Annotated in this window: 18 protein-coding genes; 11 read left to right on the top strand and 7 right to left on the bottom strand. The window is 51.3% G+C overall.

The genetic code is table 11. The features are described from left to right. Window positions 1-17 precede the first annotated feature (17 nt). From CRG97_RS25170 to CRG97_RS25155, 4 genes are read right to left on the bottom strand one after another with little or no spacing between them, the layout of a single operon-like run. On the bottom strand, window positions 18-1124 hold the full coding sequence (locus CRG97_RS25170) for a YheC/YheD family endospore coat-associated protein (protein ID WP_098748421.1): 1107 nt from the start codon (window positions 1122-1124) through the stop codon (window positions 18-20). Further along, a complete protein-coding gene (locus tag CRG97_RS25165) occupies window positions 1121-2494 on the bottom strand; it encodes a YheC/YheD family endospore coat-associated protein (protein WP_098748420.1) in 1374 nt (457 codons plus the stop codon). The genes CRG97_RS25170 and CRG97_RS25165 overlap by 4 nt, the downstream gene beginning before the upstream one ends. Beyond that, entirely contained in the window at window positions 2491-3627 is a 1137-nt protein-coding gene (locus tag CRG97_RS25160; protein WP_098748419.1) for a YheC/YheD family endospore coat-associated protein, read from the bottom strand. Before CRG97_RS25160 ends, CRG97_RS25165 begins: the two co-directional genes overlap by 4 nt. 15 nt (window positions 3628-3642) lie before the next feature. After that, window positions 3643-5037: a YheC/YheD family endospore coat-associated protein gene (locus CRG97_RS25155; protein WP_098748418.1), complete on the bottom strand. Its 1395-nt coding sequence runs from the start codon at window positions 5035-5037 to the stop codon at window positions 3643-3645. Window positions 5038-5174: 137 nt separating this feature from the next. Here CRG97_RS25155 and CRG97_RS25150 point away from each other — a divergent pair, with 137 nt between their 5' ends. The 4 genes from CRG97_RS25150 (at window position 5175) to CRG97_RS25135 (ending at window position 8703) form a co-directional block, all read left to right on the top strand. Beyond that, a complete protein-coding gene (locus CRG97_RS25150; RefSeq protein ID WP_098748417.1) occupies window positions 5175-6341 on the top strand; it encodes a DUF445 domain-containing protein in 1167 nt (388 codons plus the stop codon). Between the two features lie 72 nt (window positions 6342-6413). Beyond that, entirely contained in the window at window positions 6414-6761 is a 348-nt protein-coding gene (locus CRG97_RS25145; protein WP_076324343.1) for a YlbF/YmcA family competence regulator, read from the top strand. A 141-nt stretch (window positions 6762-6902) separates the two neighbouring features. Then, window positions 6903-7190, top strand: a complete 288-nt coding sequence (locus tag CRG97_RS25140) for a hypothetical protein (protein WP_076324342.1) — start codon at window positions 6903-6905, stop codon at window positions 7188-7190. A 178-nt stretch (window positions 7191-7368) separates the two neighbouring features. Beyond that, window positions 7369-8703, top strand: a complete 1335-nt coding sequence (locus CRG97_RS25135) for a DRTGG domain-containing protein (protein WP_098748416.1) — start codon at window positions 7369-7371, stop codon at window positions 8701-8703. Between the two features lie 81 nt (window positions 8704-8784). Here the strand turns inward: CRG97_RS25135 and CRG97_RS25130 are convergent, their stop codons facing one another. The 3 genes from CRG97_RS25130 to CRG97_RS25120 form a co-directional block, all read right to left on the bottom strand. Beyond that, window positions 8785-9096 (bottom strand): YtpI family protein, encoded by a 312-nt coding sequence (locus CRG97_RS25130; protein WP_098748415.1) that lies wholly within the window; start codon window positions 9094-9096, stop codon window positions 8785-8787. A 135-nt stretch (window positions 9097-9231) separates the two neighbouring features. Further along, the gene (locus tag CRG97_RS25125; protein ID WP_098748414.1) at window positions 9232-9735 is read right to left on the bottom strand and encodes a sporulation membrane protein YtrI; all 504 of its coding nucleotides are present in this window, start codon (window positions 9733-9735) and stop codon (window positions 9232-9234) included. Between the two features lie 3 nt (window positions 9736-9738). Beyond that, on the bottom strand, window positions 9739-10065 hold the full coding sequence (locus CRG97_RS25120; protein ID WP_076324338.1) for a YtrH family sporulation protein: 327 nt from the start codon (window positions 10063-10065) through the stop codon (window positions 9739-9741). A gap of 178 nt (window positions 10066-10243) precedes the next feature. On the opposite strand from CRG97_RS25120, the gene CRG97_RS25115 reads away from it, so the two are divergent. The 7 genes from CRG97_RS25115 (at window position 10244) to CRG97_RS25085 (ending at window position 19082) form a co-directional block, all read left to right on the top strand. Continuing rightward, complete coding sequence (locus CRG97_RS25115; protein ID WP_098748413.1) at window positions 10244-13969, top strand: DNA polymerase III subunit alpha; 3726 nt, start codon at window positions 10244-10246, stop codon at window positions 13967-13969. Between the two features lie 145 nt (window positions 13970-14114). After that, entirely contained in the window at window positions 14115-14609 is a 495-nt protein-coding gene (locus tag CRG97_RS25110) for a phosphatidylglycerophosphatase A family protein (protein WP_076324336.1), read from the top strand. 156 nt (window positions 14610-14765) lie between these two features. Beyond that, window positions 14766-14954 carry a hypothetical protein gene (locus tag CRG97_RS25105; protein WP_006212044.1) on the top strand — a complete coding sequence of 63 codons (189 nt, stop codon included), beginning with the start codon at window positions 14766-14768 and terminating at the stop codon, window positions 14952-14954. A 92-nt stretch (window positions 14955-15046) separates the two neighbouring features. After that, on the top strand, window positions 15047-15940 hold the full coding sequence (gene accD / locus CRG97_RS25100; protein ID WP_071218063.1) for an acetyl-CoA carboxylase, carboxyltransferase subunit beta: 894 nt from the start codon (window positions 15047-15049) through the stop codon (window positions 15938-15940). Continuing rightward, window positions 15940-16929, top strand: a complete 990-nt coding sequence (locus CRG97_RS25095; protein WP_098748412.1) for an acetyl-CoA carboxylase carboxyltransferase subunit alpha — start codon at window positions 15940-15942, stop codon at window positions 16927-16929. The genes accD and CRG97_RS25095 overlap by 1 nt, the downstream gene beginning before the upstream one ends. Window positions 16930-17040: 111 nt before the next feature. Then, window positions 17041-18468, top strand: coding sequence for a pyruvate kinase (gene pyk / locus CRG97_RS25090; protein ID WP_098748411.1), 1428 nt, complete (start codon window positions 17041-17043; stop codon window positions 18466-18468). Between the two features lie 104 nt (window positions 18469-18572). Continuing rightward, on the top strand, window positions 18573-19082 hold the full coding sequence (locus CRG97_RS25085) for an acyl-CoA thioesterase (RefSeq protein ID WP_098748410.1): 510 nt from the start codon (window positions 18573-18575) through the stop codon (window positions 19080-19082). The last annotated feature ends 3 nt before the right edge of the window (window positions 19083-19085 follow it).

Below are 19085 nucleotides of genomic sequence, written 5' to 3'. Positions count from 1 at the left end.
TCTAGATCATGCAAAGGCTACCTTTGTTTGATGAGGTATTCGGAATATTGAAAAATTCGTTCCAGTGATTTTTTGCGGATCGCAGGTTCGTCAAACTTCATCGGTCTTGAGTTGGCTTCAAAGAACCAAAGGACGCCTTCGTTATCAATTCCGAGGTCCATAGACATTTCACCATGCGTTTGACCGGAGCTCTTCTCAATCTGCCGTGCTATATGCACGGCCGCTTTTCTAACTTCGCCAAGGATGGCATCGGACCGTTCCGGACCGAATACGATCGGAAGCAGCTTCTCCGGATCCTCAATCGTTCCTCCGCGGGGAACATGCGTGGTTATGCTCTTGGCGCCTGCCATGCGAGCACCGATTCCCGTGACCGCCCAGGAACCGGACTCATTCTTTTGCACAAGAATGCGGAGGTCAAAGGCGCGCCCGTGGACCTGGGCTAACTCAATCCCCTGCTGGATCAGGTACGAACTTCCTTTGGTTTCCTGATAAACCCGATTCCAAAGCCGCTCTAAAGAGGCCGCTTTGTACGTGGTGCTGTTTTTGTTGTTCTGAATCTGTATGCGGTAGGGGAGCGGCTTGTTTTTCTGGTACCGTATCCTCATAATACCTTGACCGGCTTTGCCGTCCTCGGGTTTAAGATACAGGTAGGGCATCTGCTTCATCACATCATACAAAGTGGGGTAACCTTTCAAACGCTTAGTCAAAGGAGCCCACTTTTTGGTTAAGCGTGATTTGTTCAGCCAAGCAAACAGCCGCCATTTGTTAAAGAAGTGCGGATTGTAGATATCGATATGGGGATGTTTTTGGCATTCCTTGATTTTACGGCGAACCCAGGGGAGGGCTTCATCCTCTCGGTAAGGGATCCGGTTATATATTACCTGGGGCAGAGGGCATAGCCTCTGCTCCCAGATATGGTCATTGTTCAGGATGTAGCCCTTGACAGCCCCCGTATCAAGCATCAGATCACGTACAGTCACTACATAGACCAGAAAGCCCATCTCTTTTCCCGTCTTGATGATTTCCTGAAAGTTTTGCCGGTTGCCCCTGAACATCGTATGCGTATCGTGCATGGTCAGGATGGCTACAACCGATCTTCCATCACTCTCCACTCGGTTGATCACGAATCATTCCCCCTGTGGAAGCCGCTGAGATACATACTGTGTTCAAAAATATGCTCGACCGATGCCTTTCCTTCCCCTTTAAGGGAAGGGTGGTTGAATATCGATCGGCCCGGCTTCGAATTCGCTTCAAACATCCATATTCTCTCGTTGTCATCTATTCCGATATCGAACCCGATTTCTCCTAACAGATGCGGATGATGATTCTCGATCGCTTCCGACATCGCGATGGCAGCGTCCTTGGCACGCTCCAGCACATCTTTCGCTTTGGAGCCGAAGGCCCGGCTGAGCGCGTGCTCCGGTGTCATCAAGGAGCCCCCGTTCTTGATATGCGTCGTGACACTGCCCCTTCCGGCCTTTTTCGCACCGATACCAACCACGGACCAGCGGTTTTTGCTGTTCTTATGCATGTGGAATCTGAAGTCGATGGGGCAGCTATCGATTTCAATGAGGCGGATTCCTTGCTGGATAACATAGTTTCGTAGCTTGGAGCCGTGCTTGGCCTGAAGCATCCGCATCAGACTATTAAAGCTTGGGAACTTGAGAAGGGTGTTACCCCCGTTTCCGTGATAACGCGCAAAATATCCTTTTTTGGGAAGATAGGTTAACCGGTAAATCCCGAGGCCTAAACTTCCGGCTGAGGGCTTATAATACACAAAGTTGTGACGCTCCATCATATCCTTAATCCGCTCGGGACTAGGATTATTATACGTTTCCGGCAAATATTTGCCTGCCTGCACATCGCCGTCCAGTTGCGAGTATACATCGGATTTATTGAAGAAGGCCCAGTTGAAAAATTTGATGTTGCGCTTCAGAAACCGATCTCTCAGTTGATTGGTAAAGGGGGAGAAGTCGGTTTTCCGGCTAGGCAGGCGATTATAGACGACATTAGGGAGCGGAACGGTCTTGCGGACAAAACCGCCGCCGGAACCGAGCATATAGGCATGAACGGTTTCGCGCTGCCAGTTGATATCCCGGGGGGCAAAGGCATATACGAACATTTTTTTGTTGCCCTCACGAAGGAGCTGCCGAATATACGAGGTTCGGGCTCCAAAAGGGCTGGATGGATTATGCGGTCCGTCGGACAGAACCCCAACCACAGGCCCCAGCTCGATTTCGCCCTCACGGGGGGAATGGATATAGACAGGGCCCTGTCTGGGAACGTGGATGCCATTTCGGACACCGTTGCTTAAATAGATGTGTTTCCCCGATCGCTCAATCGGTTTCACAGCAGCGGACACCGTATTGGTACCGATGCGAAGCTTAATCGATTTCCTGCTTGATAGCCCAAGGCTCTTTAGAAGCGAACCGGATAAAAAGACGACTTTTTCGGGCTGCTGCGAGAAATGAATATTTCCGAAATTCAAACTCATGTATTTACCCTCCTAAGTTGTCGAAGCAATAAATAACGGGCGTATTGAATCGGATGTTCGACGGACAGCCGGGCTGCGTGACCATCTCCCGTTAGTGTAAATGCGCGGCGGCCCGGTTTGGAGTTGACCTCTAGAATCCAGATCCGTCCCTTTGTATCCACGCCAAAATCGATTCCCAGCTCGCCAAGTCGGCCGAATCCTTCTTCGAGCAAAGATGGAAGCTGAGCGGACAGATCCCGGATGTTCTGAATGATCTTCATGGCCTGTTCTTCTCCGAAATCAGTCGTTAGATAGGGAAGGGCTGGAAATGCCGTACCTCCCCCGTGTAGGTTCGAGGTCAGCCCTTGGCTTACGCCTTGCCGTGCGGCGATTCCTGTGATGGACCATATGCCGCGGTCATTCTTTTGAACCAATGACCGAATATCAAACGGGTCTCCGTTACGGTTACAAAGCTCCAGGTAGGGTTGAATGATAAACCGGCGTCGGCCGGTAAAACGCCTCACCCATTCGTTCATCTCTTGTGCGGGAATGGTCTGCTGGAACATGCGATTGCTCCGATCCCTTCCTTGCAGTCTGACACGCTGTTGATCTGTCAGAGCGAGGTACAAAGTATGACGGCCTTGGGAGCCTCCGCTAGGCTTCATGAAAAGTCTGCTGCCAAAAGCCTGCAAAGCCCTGCTCAGTGTTTCGGCTCCCGTATAGTTTAAGGTTGCCGGCAGATAAGGTCTTAAGGCGGAGGAGCGCTTTAATACTTGATGCACTTTCTGCTTGCCGGGCAGACCTCGTGACCACAGCTTTGCGCCCTGCTGCAGCAGTTGGTCCAGACATTGGCCGGCAGCAGCCGTTTCCTCACCGTTTCGGTGCAGGCATCGGTCATAGATGACGTCAGGAGGAGGAAAGGTGCCGATGGTCCAGCCATCTCCCGGATTGAATTGATATCCTTGTATCCTGTCTATGGAGCTTTCAACACCAGAAGCAGGAGAGGCATCATCCGGACAAAAAACAAATACCTGCATGCCGAGTTCCTTGGCCTTCGAGCTTAGTTCACGGAGAAATTCCTTCTCGCTAAAGGGAGGAAAGCCCGGTTTGCGGCATACCATGACACCCAGGGTGCCTATCTTGTTTGAGGACATAGGGTTCTCCTTTTTTTAGAAACCCGTCAAATATTGACAGTACTGAACGAGTCGTACGGCTGACGGTCTTACTTTGGAGTCGGCATTCAGCGGTGCGTTTTCGCTTTTGGACGGCTTGGAGTTGACCTCCAGGAGCCAAATGCGTCCTGTCGTATCAATTGCCAAGTCAATGCCCAGCTCTCCGAAATGATAGGGAATGGCAGCCTCCAGTCCGTGAGCAATATCGAGCGCCGCTTGATTCATTCGAGCGGGAGCCGTTTGCTTGGAGTTTAACGGGATACTACTCATGGCAAGTGCATCCTTGACGGAAGAGAGTGTACCGCCTCTGGCGAGATTGGAAACAAAGTGGTTTCCGCCAGCAATGCGGGCCACGACCGAGGTCACTGCCCATTTGCCGTTTTTGTCTTTATGAACAAGCGCGCGAAAATCAACGTTTCGCCGGTTGATGCGGATTAAATCCAATCCTTGCTGAATTTGATAACGCGTTTTTTTTATTTTTCCGGTTAAGCTGCTGAACAGCTTTGGAAGCGAGGAGTAGGTATTCTTCTTACTTCCTTCAAGAGAGGTGGTCATCGTTTGATAATGGCCGTTCTCTTGGCGGGATATCCGGATGATACCTTTTCCCAGACTACCCCGCACCGGTTTCAGGAAGACCGTCCGATAAGCAGCGCACATTTTTTTGAGCGTCGGATAACCGCTGAGCAAGTAGGATTCTGGCAAATATTTCTGCAGTTTCGCATCAGGTCCGAGTGCCTCGAAGACATCGGATTTATCGAGAAATTTCTCGTTAAAGATATGGGTGCCAAATTGTGATTTTACTTCTCTCATAAAATGCTGTACGCTAGGACTATTCTCCAGTTTGCGGGTAGACAGCCGGTTATTAATGACGTCCGGAGCTGGAACGCTGAGCTTTTTCCATCCCGCGTCATAAGCAACGGCTTCAAGTGTTGCCGGGTTCGAACCGATCATGTCAGGTGTGAAAAAATATACATATGCGCCTTGTTTCTTGGCTGCGTTGACCATTTCCAAGCAGAAAGCTGAGATCGATCCAAAAGGTTTATCAGGTTCATCCGGTTGATAGCGGCTGACCATGATCCCGATAAGCGGACCGAGCTTCAGTGTTCTTTCCGTTGGATAATATTTGACATTCATGACGGTACGAGGAAGAAGTCCCGAATGGCTGAATACGGAAGGGCTTAGGGCCAGCGAGTTCGATTTTCCTCCTGAGGTAACGCTGACTTCCTGCTTGAAGGAGCCAAAGGCAAGCTGTACCTTTGAATCTGTCGGGATACGGAGCTGTCTTATGAGCCGGTCACCAAGCTTGATATCGTTATCCGAAAGCTGGGCTGAGCGGATTAATTGAGTCGATATCTTGGATTTGGTGTTGGATTTAATCTTGGATTTGCGCATGATGGATCTCCTTCCGACAACAACTGGTTACTTAAGTGAACAGACAAAAGACTTCATCTGATCATTGCATGTAATGCATCATATGAGGACATATATCCCTTGGTGATTGTACTGCTCGGGAAAAAGGAGTGCTTAAAATGCAGAACTGGCTGTTTATTTTGGTGAACGTGTGCGTTGCTGCTTTTGTTGGCGGCATAACGAACCATTTTGCGATAAAAATGCTGTTTCATCCTCGTGAAGAAAAAATCATCCTAGGTCGCCGTATACCCTTTACACCAGGGCTCATCCCCAAGCGTAAAGACGAAATAGCCGAGTCGTTGGGACGCGTGGTCTCGGATTACCTGGTAACAAGCGAGGGCTTGCAGGAGCTTATTCGTAAGCCGGTGTTTCGGGGTAAGATAGAGGACAGCCTCTATCGGAAGCTGGAGGAATGGAGCCAGTCGGAGCTGAGCTTCCGAGACTTGGCGCTAAAGGTATGGAGTTCCGAACAGTGGGAGCAATTGAAGGTCCGTGCTGAACAATCAGCCCGCCAGCTTACGGCCCGGGGTGCCGCAGCAGTATGGCATGGCTACGGGCTGGAGGCAAAACCGCTGAAGGAGCTTGTTCCCGGCTGGTCGGAGGAAACGATCCAGGGCTGGAGCGGGGCTGCCGCCGATATTGTGCTGAAGGAGCTGAAGAACACGCTGCTGTCCGCTAAGGGGCAGCTTATGCTTTCGGATGTGGCTTCTTCGCTCATCGATAAGGCAGGCGGATTTCTCGGGACCATGGCTTCGATCTTTGTAGATGAGGATAAGCTGGTCCAGAAGCTGACGCCCATGCTGATTCAGCAGCTGGAGGGAGAGAAAATCCGCAAGACCATTACGGATATCATCTCAGGAAAGCTGTCGTATTACGGTGATATGCCGCTTGGGGATCTCATCGAACATGTCGCGGATAAGCCGGGCCTAGCTTGGATCACCCGGACTTTGGATGATAAGCTTCCTTGGTCCAAGTGGATTGAGCGGATCGAGCTTCTTCGTGTTAGCGAAGTGATCGGACCGCGAATGCCGGCCATTGGGGCAGCCTTGCCTGGACTGCTCGATAAGGGACTGGGTTTCCTTGAGCGAAGCATCCCGGCTGCGATGAAGGCTGTTAACTTGCCGCAGCTCGTTCAGGAGCAGGTGGAGAAGTTTCCAATTGAGCGGCTGGAAGAGATCATTCTAAGTGTATCCGGCCGCGAATTCAGGGCTATCACATGGCTTGGGGTTCTGCTGGGCGGAGTGATTGGATTGTTCCAATCCATGCTGATTGTGCTGTGGAGATGAGATGTTTGATGGAGTAAGGCGAAAGGCGAATTAAAAACGGCATTTCGGCCGAATATATTGGAGGAATTAAAAATGAACATTTATGACAAGGCACATGATTTGGCAAAAGCGATGAGGGAAAGCAAGGAGGTAGAGGAGATCACCTCTGCTATGAAACTCGTGGATGCAGATCCGGAGAGCAGACGCATGCTGGATGATTTTCGTCAGCGCCAGATGGAGCTTCAACAGCGCATGATGTCCGGCGATATGCCGGCTCAGGACGAAATGGAGAAGATGGAGAAGCAGTTTGAGGTGCTTAGCTTGAACCTGAACATTCGTCGTTTGTTTGACGCTGAGCGGCGTTTGAGTGTCATCATCGAAGACGTGAACAAGATTATATCGGATAGCCTCCAGCATCTGTACGGACCAGCTCAACCATAAAGCAATCTATTTGTAACCATGATGCGGGTCGTTAATTTCGGATCGAATTTGAACAATTTTTAAAAACTTGTCTCATAAATTGCGCAAGCTCCTCATAGAGTAGAAATATAGATTTCAGAGAGTAGAGGAGCTGCGTTTACAATGAAAAAAAAGAAGAACAAGTTTAAACACACCGCTTATTTATTGGTTGCACTCGGCATGTTGATATACGCCTTACCCAGCATTTCTTTTTCTGGCGGGTTCTCGTGGGTTTCGCTGTTCGGTGCAGTCTGGGCAGGATTTGCCCTGCTCGTGATCGGTTCGCATCTCTATTACCTCATCGGTGTAGATGAAGCGAAACAGAAAGCGCTCGATGAGATCCGCAAGGAGAAATTGCGTCAATGGGAATTGAAATGGCCTGAGGAACAGAAGAGCCAGGAAGCTAATTAAGAGTTGGATCATAGCGAGCGTTGTGATGAACAAAAACCTCCCTTTAAGGGATACGGTTGGATCGCCCATCCGTTATCCTTTATGGGAGGTTTTTTTGTATCTGACGGGTATGGGAGTGTTATAGGACGTGATATAATAGATACAGTATGGTACAGATAGTGTTCTGGGGGTGTAACAGTTGGACGTTCGAGATGATACGATTACTAAACACGAGCAGTTGGTTCAGCATATTGAAAGTTTGAAGGTTGGAAGCAAAATATCGGTACGACGGTTAGCTAAAGAGATGGGCGTCAGCGAGGGCACCGCTTATCGGGCGGTGAAGGAAGCGGAAAGCCTGGGCATTGTGGTCACGAAGGAGCGGATCGGCACGGTTCGTGTGGAACGGAAGCCGCGGAACATATCCGAGCAGCTTATGTTTGCCGATGTTGTTGAAATAGTGGAAGGGCATGTGCTTGGCGGTGCGGAAGGGCTTAATAAAAGCCTGCATAAATACGTGATTGGCGCTATGAAGGTAGAGGCGATGATCCGATATATCGATGCCGGAAGCCTCATGATTGTCGGTAACCGTGAGGATGCCCATTTCCTGGCACTTGAGCAGGGGGCGGGCGTATTGATTACAGGCGGTTTTGGAACCAGCCGGGAAGTGAAGCAGCTGGCAGACCAGCTGCATCTGCCCATTATATCGTCCCGTCATGATACGTTTACCGTCGCCTCCATGATTAACCGCGCCATTTTTGACCGTTTAATTAAGAAGAAAATTATGCTGGTGGAGGATATCGCTCATGATAAGCCGAAAAATCACCAGTTGAAAAACTCCGTCACCGTTGAGGAATTCAAACGGATTTCACAGGCGACCGGGCAAATCCGGTATCCGGTAACAGACGAATGGAACCGGGTCATCGGCATCGTCGGGGTTCGGGATGTGGAAGGGCTCGCCGAAACTCAGCCGATCGAGAAAGCGATGACCCGCAACCCGGTAACGGCAAGCATGAAAACGTCGCTCGCATCTGCGGCGCAGATTATGATGTGGGAAGGGATCGATTTTCTGCCGATTGTGGATCGGAACCGCAAGCTGCTTGCAACGATTACTCGTAAAGAAGTGCTAGGGGCACTGCGGGATGCGCGAAATCAGCCTCAGCTCGGCGAAACGTTTGATCAGCTGATCTGGAATGGGATTGCAGAGGATCGGGATGAGGAAGGGCGTTTGTTCTTTCACGGTTTTATCACACCCCAAATGGCTTCAGAACTTGGAACGATTTCGCAAGGAGTGCTTACGACCGTAATGAGCCAAGCGGCGGTTAAAGCGGCCAAGGATATCAGCGGCTGGGATCATGTCCTCGATCATCTGTCGACGTATTTCATCCGGCCTGTGCAGATCGAGGATCCGATTGTCATTATGCCGAAATTGCTGGAGCTCAGCCGCCGTACCTGCAAGATGGAGATTGAGATTCAGCATCAGACGAACCTGATTGCCAAAGCGGTCATGACAATGCAGGCGATCGATCACGGCTAAAATAAACTCCGGACAAAATAAAGGGGCATCCTGCAGGTCTTAATAGACCTTCCGGGATGCCCTTGTTCCGTTTAATTTAATTTAGCTGGCCGTCCGCGAATCCTTCAGTCTGCTGTAATAGGTGCGGCTTCTTATGCCGGAAAATATATTAAATGCGCCAAGCACCAAGAATACGGCTTCTACAATGACAGCCGGCGTGGAGCCGCTGAACAGAAACATGCAGACTAGCGAAAGGGAAACCAGCATAATGCCCATATAGAGGTTCATCATGGACATATAGATTCCGCGATCAGCGGGATCCGCTACTCGCCGTGCGCGAATGCTATACAGCGCGGCAGCGATTACGGACAGAACGAGGATAATGTATAGGATATAGTGGATGACTGTGATCATGGAATGGAGGGCTCCTTTATATTCAGTAACATGCTTACGATATAGCAAAAAGTGCGTGTTCAATAAGTCAGGCTGACTTACTGAACAACCTCTTAAAGCGTGTTAGATTCGATCATGTACAGTACCGATATTGTATCATGATCCGGTTGACTTTGCATCCACATGATCAAAGCTAACCCAGATTTGAAGTACACCTTCCATCACAAGCATGGTCTTGATCTGGACCTTGTAATCCTTTTCGCGAACCGTATATATTTTGTCGCTAAGGAGTGAGCGCGTCAGCTTGCTATCTGCGTCGATATCAAACACATTACGGCCCCGAAGGGCTGCCAGATCCTCGCCCATAAGCCTGACGAGTTCTTTGATGATCACGGGATCCAGCGGCGCCCTGTCGTTTTGCTCGCTCCGGATCTTGATTTCTTTGATGACCGTGGATTGTTTATTGTATTTTTTTAACGACTCGATGTCTTCTTCATATTGTGCAATTTTGATCTGCTGGCCTTGATTCGTTTCCCATAGTTTATTGTAGGCTGCATGATAGACCGAGTTGTAGACGATGCTGCCGACAACCATCCCCAGCACGAAGATGGATGCGACCTGATAGAAGGGGCGGAAGCGGTGGGTTGGAGGTACGCGCATCGATTAACTCCGGCTGGAGCACACCCATTTGACCAGCTCGCTGCCCATATGTGCTCCAAGAAATGCAAAGCCGAGATATAGAATTTGTTTGATCACAGGGGATAAATTACCGCCAAGCATATTGCTCTCAATGACCCGCATCGGATCGATGGTGCCTCCGATGGCAGCCGCAAGCGCCCAAATCTTAATTCGGTCTGCGACCTCCATCATGGTGTGGGTGGGGGGCTGCAGGGACAGCACGGCGCCCACACCTCCCACCATGGCTCCCCCCAGCACGATGCCGAAGGCTATAAAAAAGTCCAGGATCGCTTTTGATAAAAAAACGCTCATGCCCTCATGTCTCCTCTCTTCTCTTGGTGGATGTCACGGCAACCGCCTGTCCACGTACTTCCTAGTTTCATTCTATGGGCGGGCCTAGCGGGATTATGATAAAATGGTATAAAGACTTTTAAAGATATCTTTGGATTGATTTTAAATATACATGTACCGGCGAAAGGAAGGCGTTACGATGAGCTCTTTCGTGCATTTGCACGTGCATAGTGAATACAGTTTGCTCGATGGAGCGGCACGTATCGGTGACCTGGTGCGGGAAGCGGCGGCGCTTGGAATGAAATCGCTGGCGCTTACGGATCATGGCGTGATGTATGGTGCCGTTCCGTTCTATAAAGCCTGCATGGCGCAAGGCATCAAACCGATTATCGGCTGCGAGGCCTATATCACGGCAGGCTCCCGCAAGGAGCGGGGAAGCCGCAAGGATCAGCCGATCTATCATTTGATTCTGCTTGCCAAGAATGAGACCGGCTATCGCAATTTGATGAAGCTGTGCTCGATTGGGCATCTGGAGGGGTACCATTACAGACCCCGAATCGATATGGAGGCACTCGCCGCCCATCATGAAGGCATCATATGTCTCAGCGCTTGCTTGGGCGGCGAGGTTCCCCAGCATCTGCTTCATGGACGTGAGGCGGAAGCGAAAGCCGCTGCGCTTCGTTACCAGGCGATTTTTGGAGAAGACTACTACTTGGAGCTGCAGGATCACGGAATTCCGGAGCAGAAGCGCGTGAATCCCCAGCTGATTCAGCTGAGCCGCGAGACCGGCATTCCGCTGGTCGCTACCAATGATGTGCATTACCTGGCTGAGAGCGATGCTGAAGTTCAGGACGTCCTGATCTGCATCGGCACGGGCAAAACGGTGGAAGATGAAGACAGGCTGCAAATCCAGACGAACCAGCTCTATTTGAAGAGCGGCAGCGAAATGGAGCGTCTGTACCCCCATGTGCCTGAAGCTATATTGAATACGGCTAAGATTGCGGACCAATGTAACCTGGAGCTGGAGTTCGGCAAGTCCATTTTGCCGGAATACAGCTCTCTTCCCGAAGGGGAAAATGCAGCCGAATACTTGCGGGATCTCTGCTTGAACGGGCTGAAAGAACGTTATGGGAATACGGAGCGGTGGCAGGATGAAGCGCTGCGCAGCGAGCTGGAGCAGCGACTGAACTATGAGCTCGGTGTCATTGAGAGCATGGGCTTCAGCGATTATTTCCTGATCGTATGGGATTTTATCGCCTACGCCCACAGGCAAGGCATCGCGGTTGGGCCGGGCAGGGGTTCATCGGCGGGCAGCTTGGTAGCTTACACGCTTCACATTACAAATGTGGATCCGATGAAATATAAATTGTTGTTTGAACGCTTCCTGAACCCGGAACGGATTACGATGCCGGATATTGATATCGACTTCAGTGACGAGCGCCGGGAAGAAGTCATTGATTATGTGGTGGATAAATACGGGAAAGAACATGTCGCCCAGATCATTACGTTCGGTACGATGGCGGCAAGGGCGGCCGTCCGTGATGTCGGACGTGCGCTGAATGTGCCGTTCGGGGATGTGGACAAGGCGGCCAAGCTGATCCCTAACCATCTGGGCATCAGCATCGCAGGAGCGATGGAGCAAAGCCCGCAGCTGAAGGAGCAGTACGAGACGAAGCCGAAGGTGCGCGAGCTGATCGATATGGCGATGAAGGTCGAGGGCATGCCCCGTCATGCTTCGACGCATGCGGCGGGCATTGTCATTTCCCGCGATCCGCTGACGGATGCGGTGCCGCTGCAGGAAGGCAGCGAGAAGACCGCGCTGACGCAGTATTCCATGGAGAATCTGGAGAGCGTGGGGCTGCTCAAGATGGATTTTTTGGGTCTGCGGACGTTGTCCATCATTGAGCGTACGCTGCGATGGATTCAAGAATTGACAGGGAGAACACTTGATTTCGAACAAGTGCCGGATGACGATCATCTGACGTATGAGATGCTGGGGCGAGGCGATACCACGGGCGTATTTCAGTTCGAATCCGCGGGCATCCGGCGGGTGCTGAAGGATCTGAAGCCTTCGGTATTTGAGGATATCGTATCCGTCAATGCCTTGTACCGCCCGGGTCCCATGGAGTTTATTCCGAAGTTCATCCAAGCCAAGCACGGCCGGATAGAGCCGGAGTATCCCCATTCGGACCTGATCCCGATATTAGGCGATACGTACGGCATTATCGTCTATCAGGAGCAGATCATGCAGATCGCTTCGACGATGGCCGGCTTCTCGCTCGGGGAAGCCGATTTGCTGCGAAGAGCGGTTTCGAAGAAGAAGCGCGAAGTGCTGGACCGGGAGCGGAGCCATTTCGTGTCGGGCAGTCTCAAGCTCGGCTATAGCGAGGATGAGGCCAACCGTGTGTACGATATGATCGTCCGGTTCGCGAATTACGGATATCCCCGTGCGCATGCCGCCGCTTACGGCGTGCTGGCCTTCCAGACGGCTTATCTTAAGGCGCACTATCCGGTTCCGTTCATAGCTTCCATGCTGACTGCGGTTATGGGCAGCCACCGGAAGGTAGCCGAATACGTGCTGGAGGCACGGCGGCTCGACATCGAGGTAATGCCGCCGGACGTCAACGAAAGCGGAACGTATTTCACGCCGGTCATGAGCGGCCCTGCTGCGGAGGGTGGCGATGATGAAGCCGGTCGTCCGGCCGGAGGCGGAATCCGATTCGGGCTTGCCGCGATTAAGAACGTTGGCACGCAAGCGGTGGAGAATATCGTCGAGATCAGGCGCGAAAAGCCGTTTGAAAGCCTGCTCGATTTTTGCCGCCGGGTGGACCTCCGCGTATGCAACAAGCGCGTGATCGAGTCGCTTATTCAGGCGGGGGCCTTCGATTCCTTGCAGGGTCACCGCTCCCAGTTGGTCGCCATGCTGGACGAAACGGTTGAAGCGGCCGTGAAGTGGAGAAAGGAACGGGATGATCTCCAGATTCAGCTCTTCGATTTCGTGGAAACGACGAATTGGGACATTGAATATCCGGACATCCCGCCATATACCGCAAGTCAGCAGCTCGAATTCGAACGTGAGCTGCTGGGCATGTATTTGTCCGGTCATCCGCTGGACGGATTCGAAGATACGCTGACGGAATCCGGAGCTGATCGGTTAATGGATCTGCATGAAGCGGAAGATGAGTCGATGGCTACGGTTGCCGGGATGGTGGTTACACTAAAGACCATTACGACGAAACAGGGGAAGGCGATGGCCTTCATGGAGTGCGAGGATCAAATCGAGCGCTGCGAGGTCGTTCTCTTTCCCGAAGTGTGGAAGCGAAGCGCGCATCTGATAGAAAAAGGCGCGCTGCTCGCGATCCGGGCGAAGGTCCAGCTGCAGGACGAAGGCTTCAAGCTGCTGGCCGAAGAAATCGCTCCGCTTGAGGAGCAAACCTTGAGCCAACTGGTTCACCGGAGCAAGGTTCGGGGAACAGCAGGCGGAGGAAGATCCGGCGGAGAGAATAACGGCCGGGGCGTAAAATCGGGTGCAGTCGGCATGCCGCCGGTTTCGGCCGGTAATCCATCGGCCGTCCCGACCCCGGAGCCGCTTGCTGCCCGTAGTGGCGATGATTCGGCCTCAATCCGAAATGAAGCATCGGGCAGCAGCTTATCGCCCGAGAAGGAATCTCGTACCGTCGTATCGAATCATAAGGCTGAGCAGCGCGTGTTTGTGAAAATAACGGCCGATGCGGAGCAATCGGAGCTGCTGGTGAAGCTGAAAGAGCTCCTGCAGCAGCATCCGGGGCATGTGCCAACGGTGCTGTTTTATGAGCGAAGCCAGAAGGTGCTTGCGCTTAGCGATGCCTATCGGATTAAGCCTTCGACAGAGCTTTTTGCCGAAATGGAGAGCATGCTGGGCAAGGACACCGTTAAAGTGAAGTGACATGAAAATTTAAGAACGTTTCCCATCCCTCCCGCATACAATTAGGACACTACAGGTAATGTTGGCCGAGTATTCGCATGAAGAAGGCTCTTCGTGATAGAACCGGATTGAAAGAGCGCGGCCAAAGACGCGGGGGGGATTTGTGATGTCAATGGACTTGGCAGAAAGCATGCTCAGCCGCAGAGGAGTCAGCGTAAGCTCCATCGCGGATATTGTGTTGAAGCTGCAGCAGCGTTATCATCCGAAGTTAACCATCGAGCAGTGTGAAGAAAGCGTCCGGGCCGTTCTCGGCAAGCGCGAAGTCCAGTATACGCTGTATACGGGCATTGCGCTGGATGAGCTGGCGGAGAAGAAACTGCTGCCGGAGCCGCTGCAATCGATTATGGAGCAAGACGAACCGCTCTACGGAGTGGATGAGACCATGGCGCTTGGTGTCACGAGCATATATGGCATGATCGGGCTGACCAGTTTCGGCTACCTGGACAAAGAAAAAATAGGTGTGATTGAGATATTAAATGAAAAGTCGGACGGGATTCATGTGTTTCTGGATGATCTCGTTGCAGGCATCGCCGCTGCCGCTTCCTCGCGCATCGCGCATAACAATCCCGATGCGGCCCATTATACCGCAGGTTCTGACTGATTTGCGCGAGCGGTGTCGAATCGCTGCATAAGGGTAAGATTTGGCTTTCAGCCCCCCTGCTCTCTTTGTTGAGGTAAAAACTGAAGTATGTTATCATTATCCATTATATCGGCTCAGGATATGCCTGTGGGACGAGATTAGGGGGATCTGAAAGGCATGTGGACGGTAATCTATATTGCGCCAACTGCAAAGGTGGCGGAAATGATCAAGACCAGGCTAACGGAAGAAGGTTTTTTGGTTCAAAGCCGTCCTGTGAATCTTTCCAAACAGCAGTTTGAGATTTTGGTACCCTCCGGAGAGCTTGAGGAAGTACAGGAAGTGTTGAATTCGATATTGCACCCCTAGTTTCATCTGGGTTACATAGCGAAGCTTAGCGTACGGATCGGCGATGTGCTATTGCGGCGGCCATTCAAATTTACGGCTGGAGAGGTGTAGTTGTGTTTAAAGACTTGTTTCAGAAAAAAAGGAAATACGCAACGATCCCATCGGAACGACTTGGGACAGCAGGGCAGCCTCAGGAAGGCGAACGCCCGAAACGGGAAATTCCGGAAGGTCTGATGAATAAGTGTGCTAAGTGCGGCACCATTCAATACAGCAAAGAGCTTGAGAAGAATCTGAAGGTGTGTCAGGAATGCGGACATCATATGCGCCTGAACGCAGTAGAACGGATTGCCATGACGCTGGATGAGACAGGCTTTGAAGAGTTTGACGCGGATATGATCTCGGTGGATCCGCTCAAATTTCCGGGATATGCGGCCAAGCTCGAGCAGCAGAAGATGAAATCCGGTCTTCATGATGCGGTTATTACCGGTCAAGGCTCGATTCTCGGCCAGCCTGTTGTGGTAGCCGTGATGAGTTTTGATTTCTTCACGGGAAGCATGGGCTCCGTCGTCGGGGAAAAAATCACCCGAGCGATCGAGTTTGCGACGGACAAGCGTTTACCGCTTATTATTTTCTCCACCTCCGGCGGTGCCCGGATGCAGGAGAGTATTCTCAGTTTGATGCAGATGGCCAAAACAAGCGCAGCCCTGTCCAGGTTTAACGAACTCGGTGGGCTCTATATTTCAGTGATAACGGATCCGACGACCGGCGGTGTATCCGCCAGCTTTGCGACGCTTGGTGATATCAATATTGCCGAGCCTGGAGCCGTATTCGGTTTTGCCGGCCGTATCGTTATTGAACAGACCATTCGCCAGAAGCTGCCGGATGATTTCCAGACAGCGGAGTTCAACTTGGCGCATGGTCAGCTTGACATGGTTATTCATCGGAAAGATATGCGTTCCATGCTTGGTAAGCTGCTGGAGATGCATACCGTGAAAGGGGGATTCTGATGTCAGGCGAACTGCCTTTTGAAATGCCACTTGCCGAAATGCGCAAGAAGATTGATGAGCTGAAACAATTCGGACAGGAAAAAGGGATCGATTTCACGGATGAAATCGCCCGCCTGGAAGAACGATATAGTCGTTTGGAGGAAGAAATTTATTCTTCGATTTCGCCTTCCCAGAAAATGCATCTGGCCCGTCATCAGCAGCGACCGACGTCGCTTGATTTGATCCAGTTGATCTTTACGGATTTTATTGAGCTGCATGGAGATCGTCTCTACGGGGACGATCTTGCCATTGTCGGCGGCTTGGCCAAACTGGACGGTGTTCCGGTCACGGTGGTCGGCCAGCAGCGCGGTAAGGATACGAAGGATAATATCGCACGTTTCTTCGGAAGTCCGCATCCGGAAGGCTTCCGTAAAGCCCTGCGACTTATGCATCAGGCGAACAAGTTCAAGCGTCCCATTATCACGTTTATTGATACAAAAGGCGCATATCCGGGTAATACAGCAGAAGAAAGAGGTCAGTCCGAGGCGATTGCCCGTAATCTACGGGAAATGTCGTCCCTTGGGGTGCCTATTGTTTGTGTGGTCATCGGCGAAGGTGGGAGCGGCGGTGCTCTTGCGATGGCTGTAGGCAATCGTGTGTTGATGCTTGAGCATGCCATTTATTCCGCCATTTCACCGAACGGCGCGGCATCCATTCTGTGGAAGGATGCATCCAAAGCGGACCAGGCTGCGGAAGCCATGAAGATCACCGCTAAGGACCTGCTTGAAATGGAAGTCATTGAGGAAATTATACCGGAGCCTAAGGGCGGTGCGCACCGCAACTATGAAGAGACGGCTGCCGCCATTCAAAGCGCACTGATCAGCCAGCTGAAAGAGCTATCCGTCATGGATGCCTGCGAGCTGAAGGAAGACCGGTACCGCAAGTTCCGCAAGATTGGCGAATTCGATTTTGCGAAGGCGGAACAGGAAGACGATTCTGTGAAAATCTGATGAGTATGTGACGATATGACAAAGTTCCTATACAAATTAGACTTTTTGTAGTAGATTTAGTTGTTGGAAAAAGAGATATAGAGAACCCTTTAATAAACGGAGGAAACCCAAATGCGCAAAACAAAAATTGTATGTACCATCGGTCCTTCCAGTGAATCGTTGGAAAACACCAAGAAGCTCATTATGGCCGGCATGAACGTGGCTCGTCTGAACTTCTCTCACGGCGACTTCGAGGAGCATGGCAACCGGATCAAGAACATCCGCCAAGCTTGCGAAGAGTTGAACAAAACGGTAGCGATCCTGCTTGACACCAAAGGACCGGAAATCCGTACAGGTAAACTTGAAGTGGAACCGATTGAGCTTGTACAAGATGAATATATCACCCTTACTACCGAGGAAATCCTTGGTGATAAGAATCGTTTGTCCATTACTTATAAAGAGTTGCCGCAAGATGTTCAAGTCGGATCCACGATCTTGATCGATGACGGTTTGATCGGTCTGACTGTGGTGGAGATTCAAGGCTCCGAAATCAGATGCCGCATCGTCAATGGCGGAACCATTAAGAGCAAAAAAGGTGTAAACGTACCGGGAGTCGCGATTTCGCTCCCAGGGATTACGGAAAAAGACGCCAACGATATCGTTTTCGGGATCGAACAGGGCATCGATTTTGTTGCCGCTTCCTTCGTTCGTAAAGCAAGTGACGTGCTTGAAATTCGCGAATTGCTGAAGAAGCATAATGGCGAGCACATCCAAATCATCTCCAAAATCGAGAACCAGCAGGGCGTTGACAACCTGGATGAAATCCTCGAAGTATCCGATGGCTTGATGGTAGCCCGCGGCGACCTCGGCGTTGAAATTCCGGCTGAGGAAGTTCCATTGGTGCAAAAACGCATGATCGAAAAATGTAACCTGGCTGGCAAACCGGTCATTACGGCTACGCAAATGCTGGATTCCATGCAGCGCAACCCACGTCCTACCCGTGCAGAAGCAAGTGACGTTGCCAATGCGATTTTTGACGGTACCGATGCCATCATGCTGTCCGGCGAAACGGCTGCAGGTAAATATCCTGTAGAATCCGTGTTGACCATGTCCCGTATCGCAGAGAAAGCGGAATCCGCACTGAACTATCGTGAAATGTTCTTGAAACAGCGTATTGCTCAAGATACCAGCGTTACCGAAGCAATCAGCCAATCCGTTGCGATCTCGGCACTCGACCTGAATGCCAAAGCAATCATATCGTCCACGGAATCTGGTCAAACGGCTCGTATGGTATCCAAATACCGTCCAGAGGCTCCTATCGTCGCTGTCACGACTCAAGACAGAACGATGAGACGTTTGGCACTGACTTGGGGCGTAACGCCGGTTAAAGGCGAACAGGCTTCTTCTACGGACGAGATGTTTGATTACGCGCTGCAAGGCGGCGTGAAGTCCGGACTCGTTAAAGAAGGCGATCTTGTTGTGATTACAGCAGGCGTGCCGCTGGGCCGTTCCGGTTCGACCAACCTGCTGAAAGTGGATCAAATTCCACAACAGAAGTAATACAACAGTCAAGAATCCGTTGGATTCTGAATATAGCAGCATATGAGCAATGGACGATGATTCTGTCGACCATTGCTTTTTGCATAGATAAGGGGGTGATGTTGATGCCTAAGCCATCCGTACCGACACTAAGCCGCTGGTTCTGGACGTCATTTCGGGTGCGTTATCAGGAAAGCGATCAAATGGGTGTCGTATACCATGCTAACTATTTAAACTGGTTCGAGATCGGGCGCACCCAAATGATCCGTGAAATGGGATTTACGTATCGCGGAATGGAAGAAGAAGGCGTCCTGCTCCCGGTGGTTGATCTTGATATCAAGTATCGCCACCCTGCGCGGTATGATGATCTCGTAACGGTATTTACCAGAATGACTGCTTTCTCCCCGCTTCGAATACACTATGAATATGAGGTCCGTTTGCTGAGCGAACAGGAGCAGGCAGATTTGGGGACGATGGATTTGTCTCCCGAATCCAGGCTTCCCGGTACCTTGTTAACGGCAGGTGCGACCCGACATGTATGGCTGAATCGAGAGTGGAAGCCGGCCCGACTGGATAAATGCTCCCCAAAGCTGTATGATGCATTGAGGGACACCCTTTGGGGGAGGAAGGAGTAGCTT

It is taken from the genome of Paenibacillus sp. EZ-K15 (genome assembly GCF_002573715.1).
Lineage (GTDB): Bacteria > Bacillota > Bacilli > Paenibacillales > Paenibacillaceae > Paenibacillus_AQ.
This window is presented reverse-complemented; position numbering and strand designations above follow the sequence as displayed.

Coding starts and splice junctions, on each gene's coding strand:
- CRG97_RS25165 (WP_098748420.1), bottom strand. CDS start 2,494: ATGAGTTTGAATTTCGGAAATATTCATTTCTCGCAGCAGCCCGAAAAA.
- CRG97_RS25160 (WP_098748419.1), bottom strand. CDS start 3,627: ATGTCCTCAAACAAGATAGGCACCCTGGGTGTCATGGTATGCCGCAAA.
- CRG97_RS25155 (WP_098748418.1), bottom strand. CDS start 5,037: ATGCGCAAATCCAAGATTAAATCCAACACCAAATCCAAGATATCGACT.
- CRG97_RS25150 (WP_098748417.1), top strand. CDS start 5,175: ATGCAGAACTGGCTGTTTATTTTGGTGAACGTGTGCGTTGCTGCTTTT.
- CRG97_RS25145 (WP_076324343.1), top strand. CDS start 6,414: ATGAACATTTATGACAAGGCACATGATTTGGCAAAAGCGATGAGGGAA.
- CRG97_RS25140 (WP_076324342.1), top strand. CDS start 6,903: ATGAAAAAAAAGAAGAACAAGTTTAAACACACCGCTTATTTATTGGTT.
- CRG97_RS25130 (WP_098748415.1), bottom strand. CDS start 9,096: ATGATCACAGTCATCCACTATATCCTATACATTATCCTCGTTCTGTCC.
- CRG97_RS25125 (WP_098748414.1), bottom strand. CDS start 9,735: ATGCGCGTACCTCCAACCCACCGCTTCCGCCCCTTCTATCAGGTCGCA.
- CRG97_RS25120 (WP_076324338.1), bottom strand. CDS start 10,065: ATGAGCGTTTTTTTATCAAAAGCGATCCTGGACTTTTTTATAGCCTTC.
- CRG97_RS25115 (WP_098748413.1), top strand. CDS start 10,244: ATGAGCTCTTTCGTGCATTTGCACGTGCATAGTGAATACAGTTTGCTC.
- CRG97_RS25110 (WP_076324336.1), top strand. CDS start 14,115: ATGTCAATGGACTTGGCAGAAAGCATGCTCAGCCGCAGAGGAGTCAGC.
- CRG97_RS25105 (WP_006212044.1), top strand. CDS start 14,766: ATGTGGACGGTAATCTATATTGCGCCAACTGCAAAGGTGGCGGAAATG.
- CRG97_RS25095 (WP_098748412.1), top strand. CDS start 15,940: ATGTCAGGCGAACTGCCTTTTGAAATGCCACTTGCCGAAATGCGCAAG.
- pyk (WP_098748411.1), top strand. CDS start 17,041: ATGCGCAAAACAAAAATTGTATGTACCATCGGTCCTTCCAGTGAATCG.
- CRG97_RS25085 (WP_098748410.1), top strand. CDS start 18,573: ATGCCTAAGCCATCCGTACCGACACTAAGCCGCTGGTTCTGGACGTCA.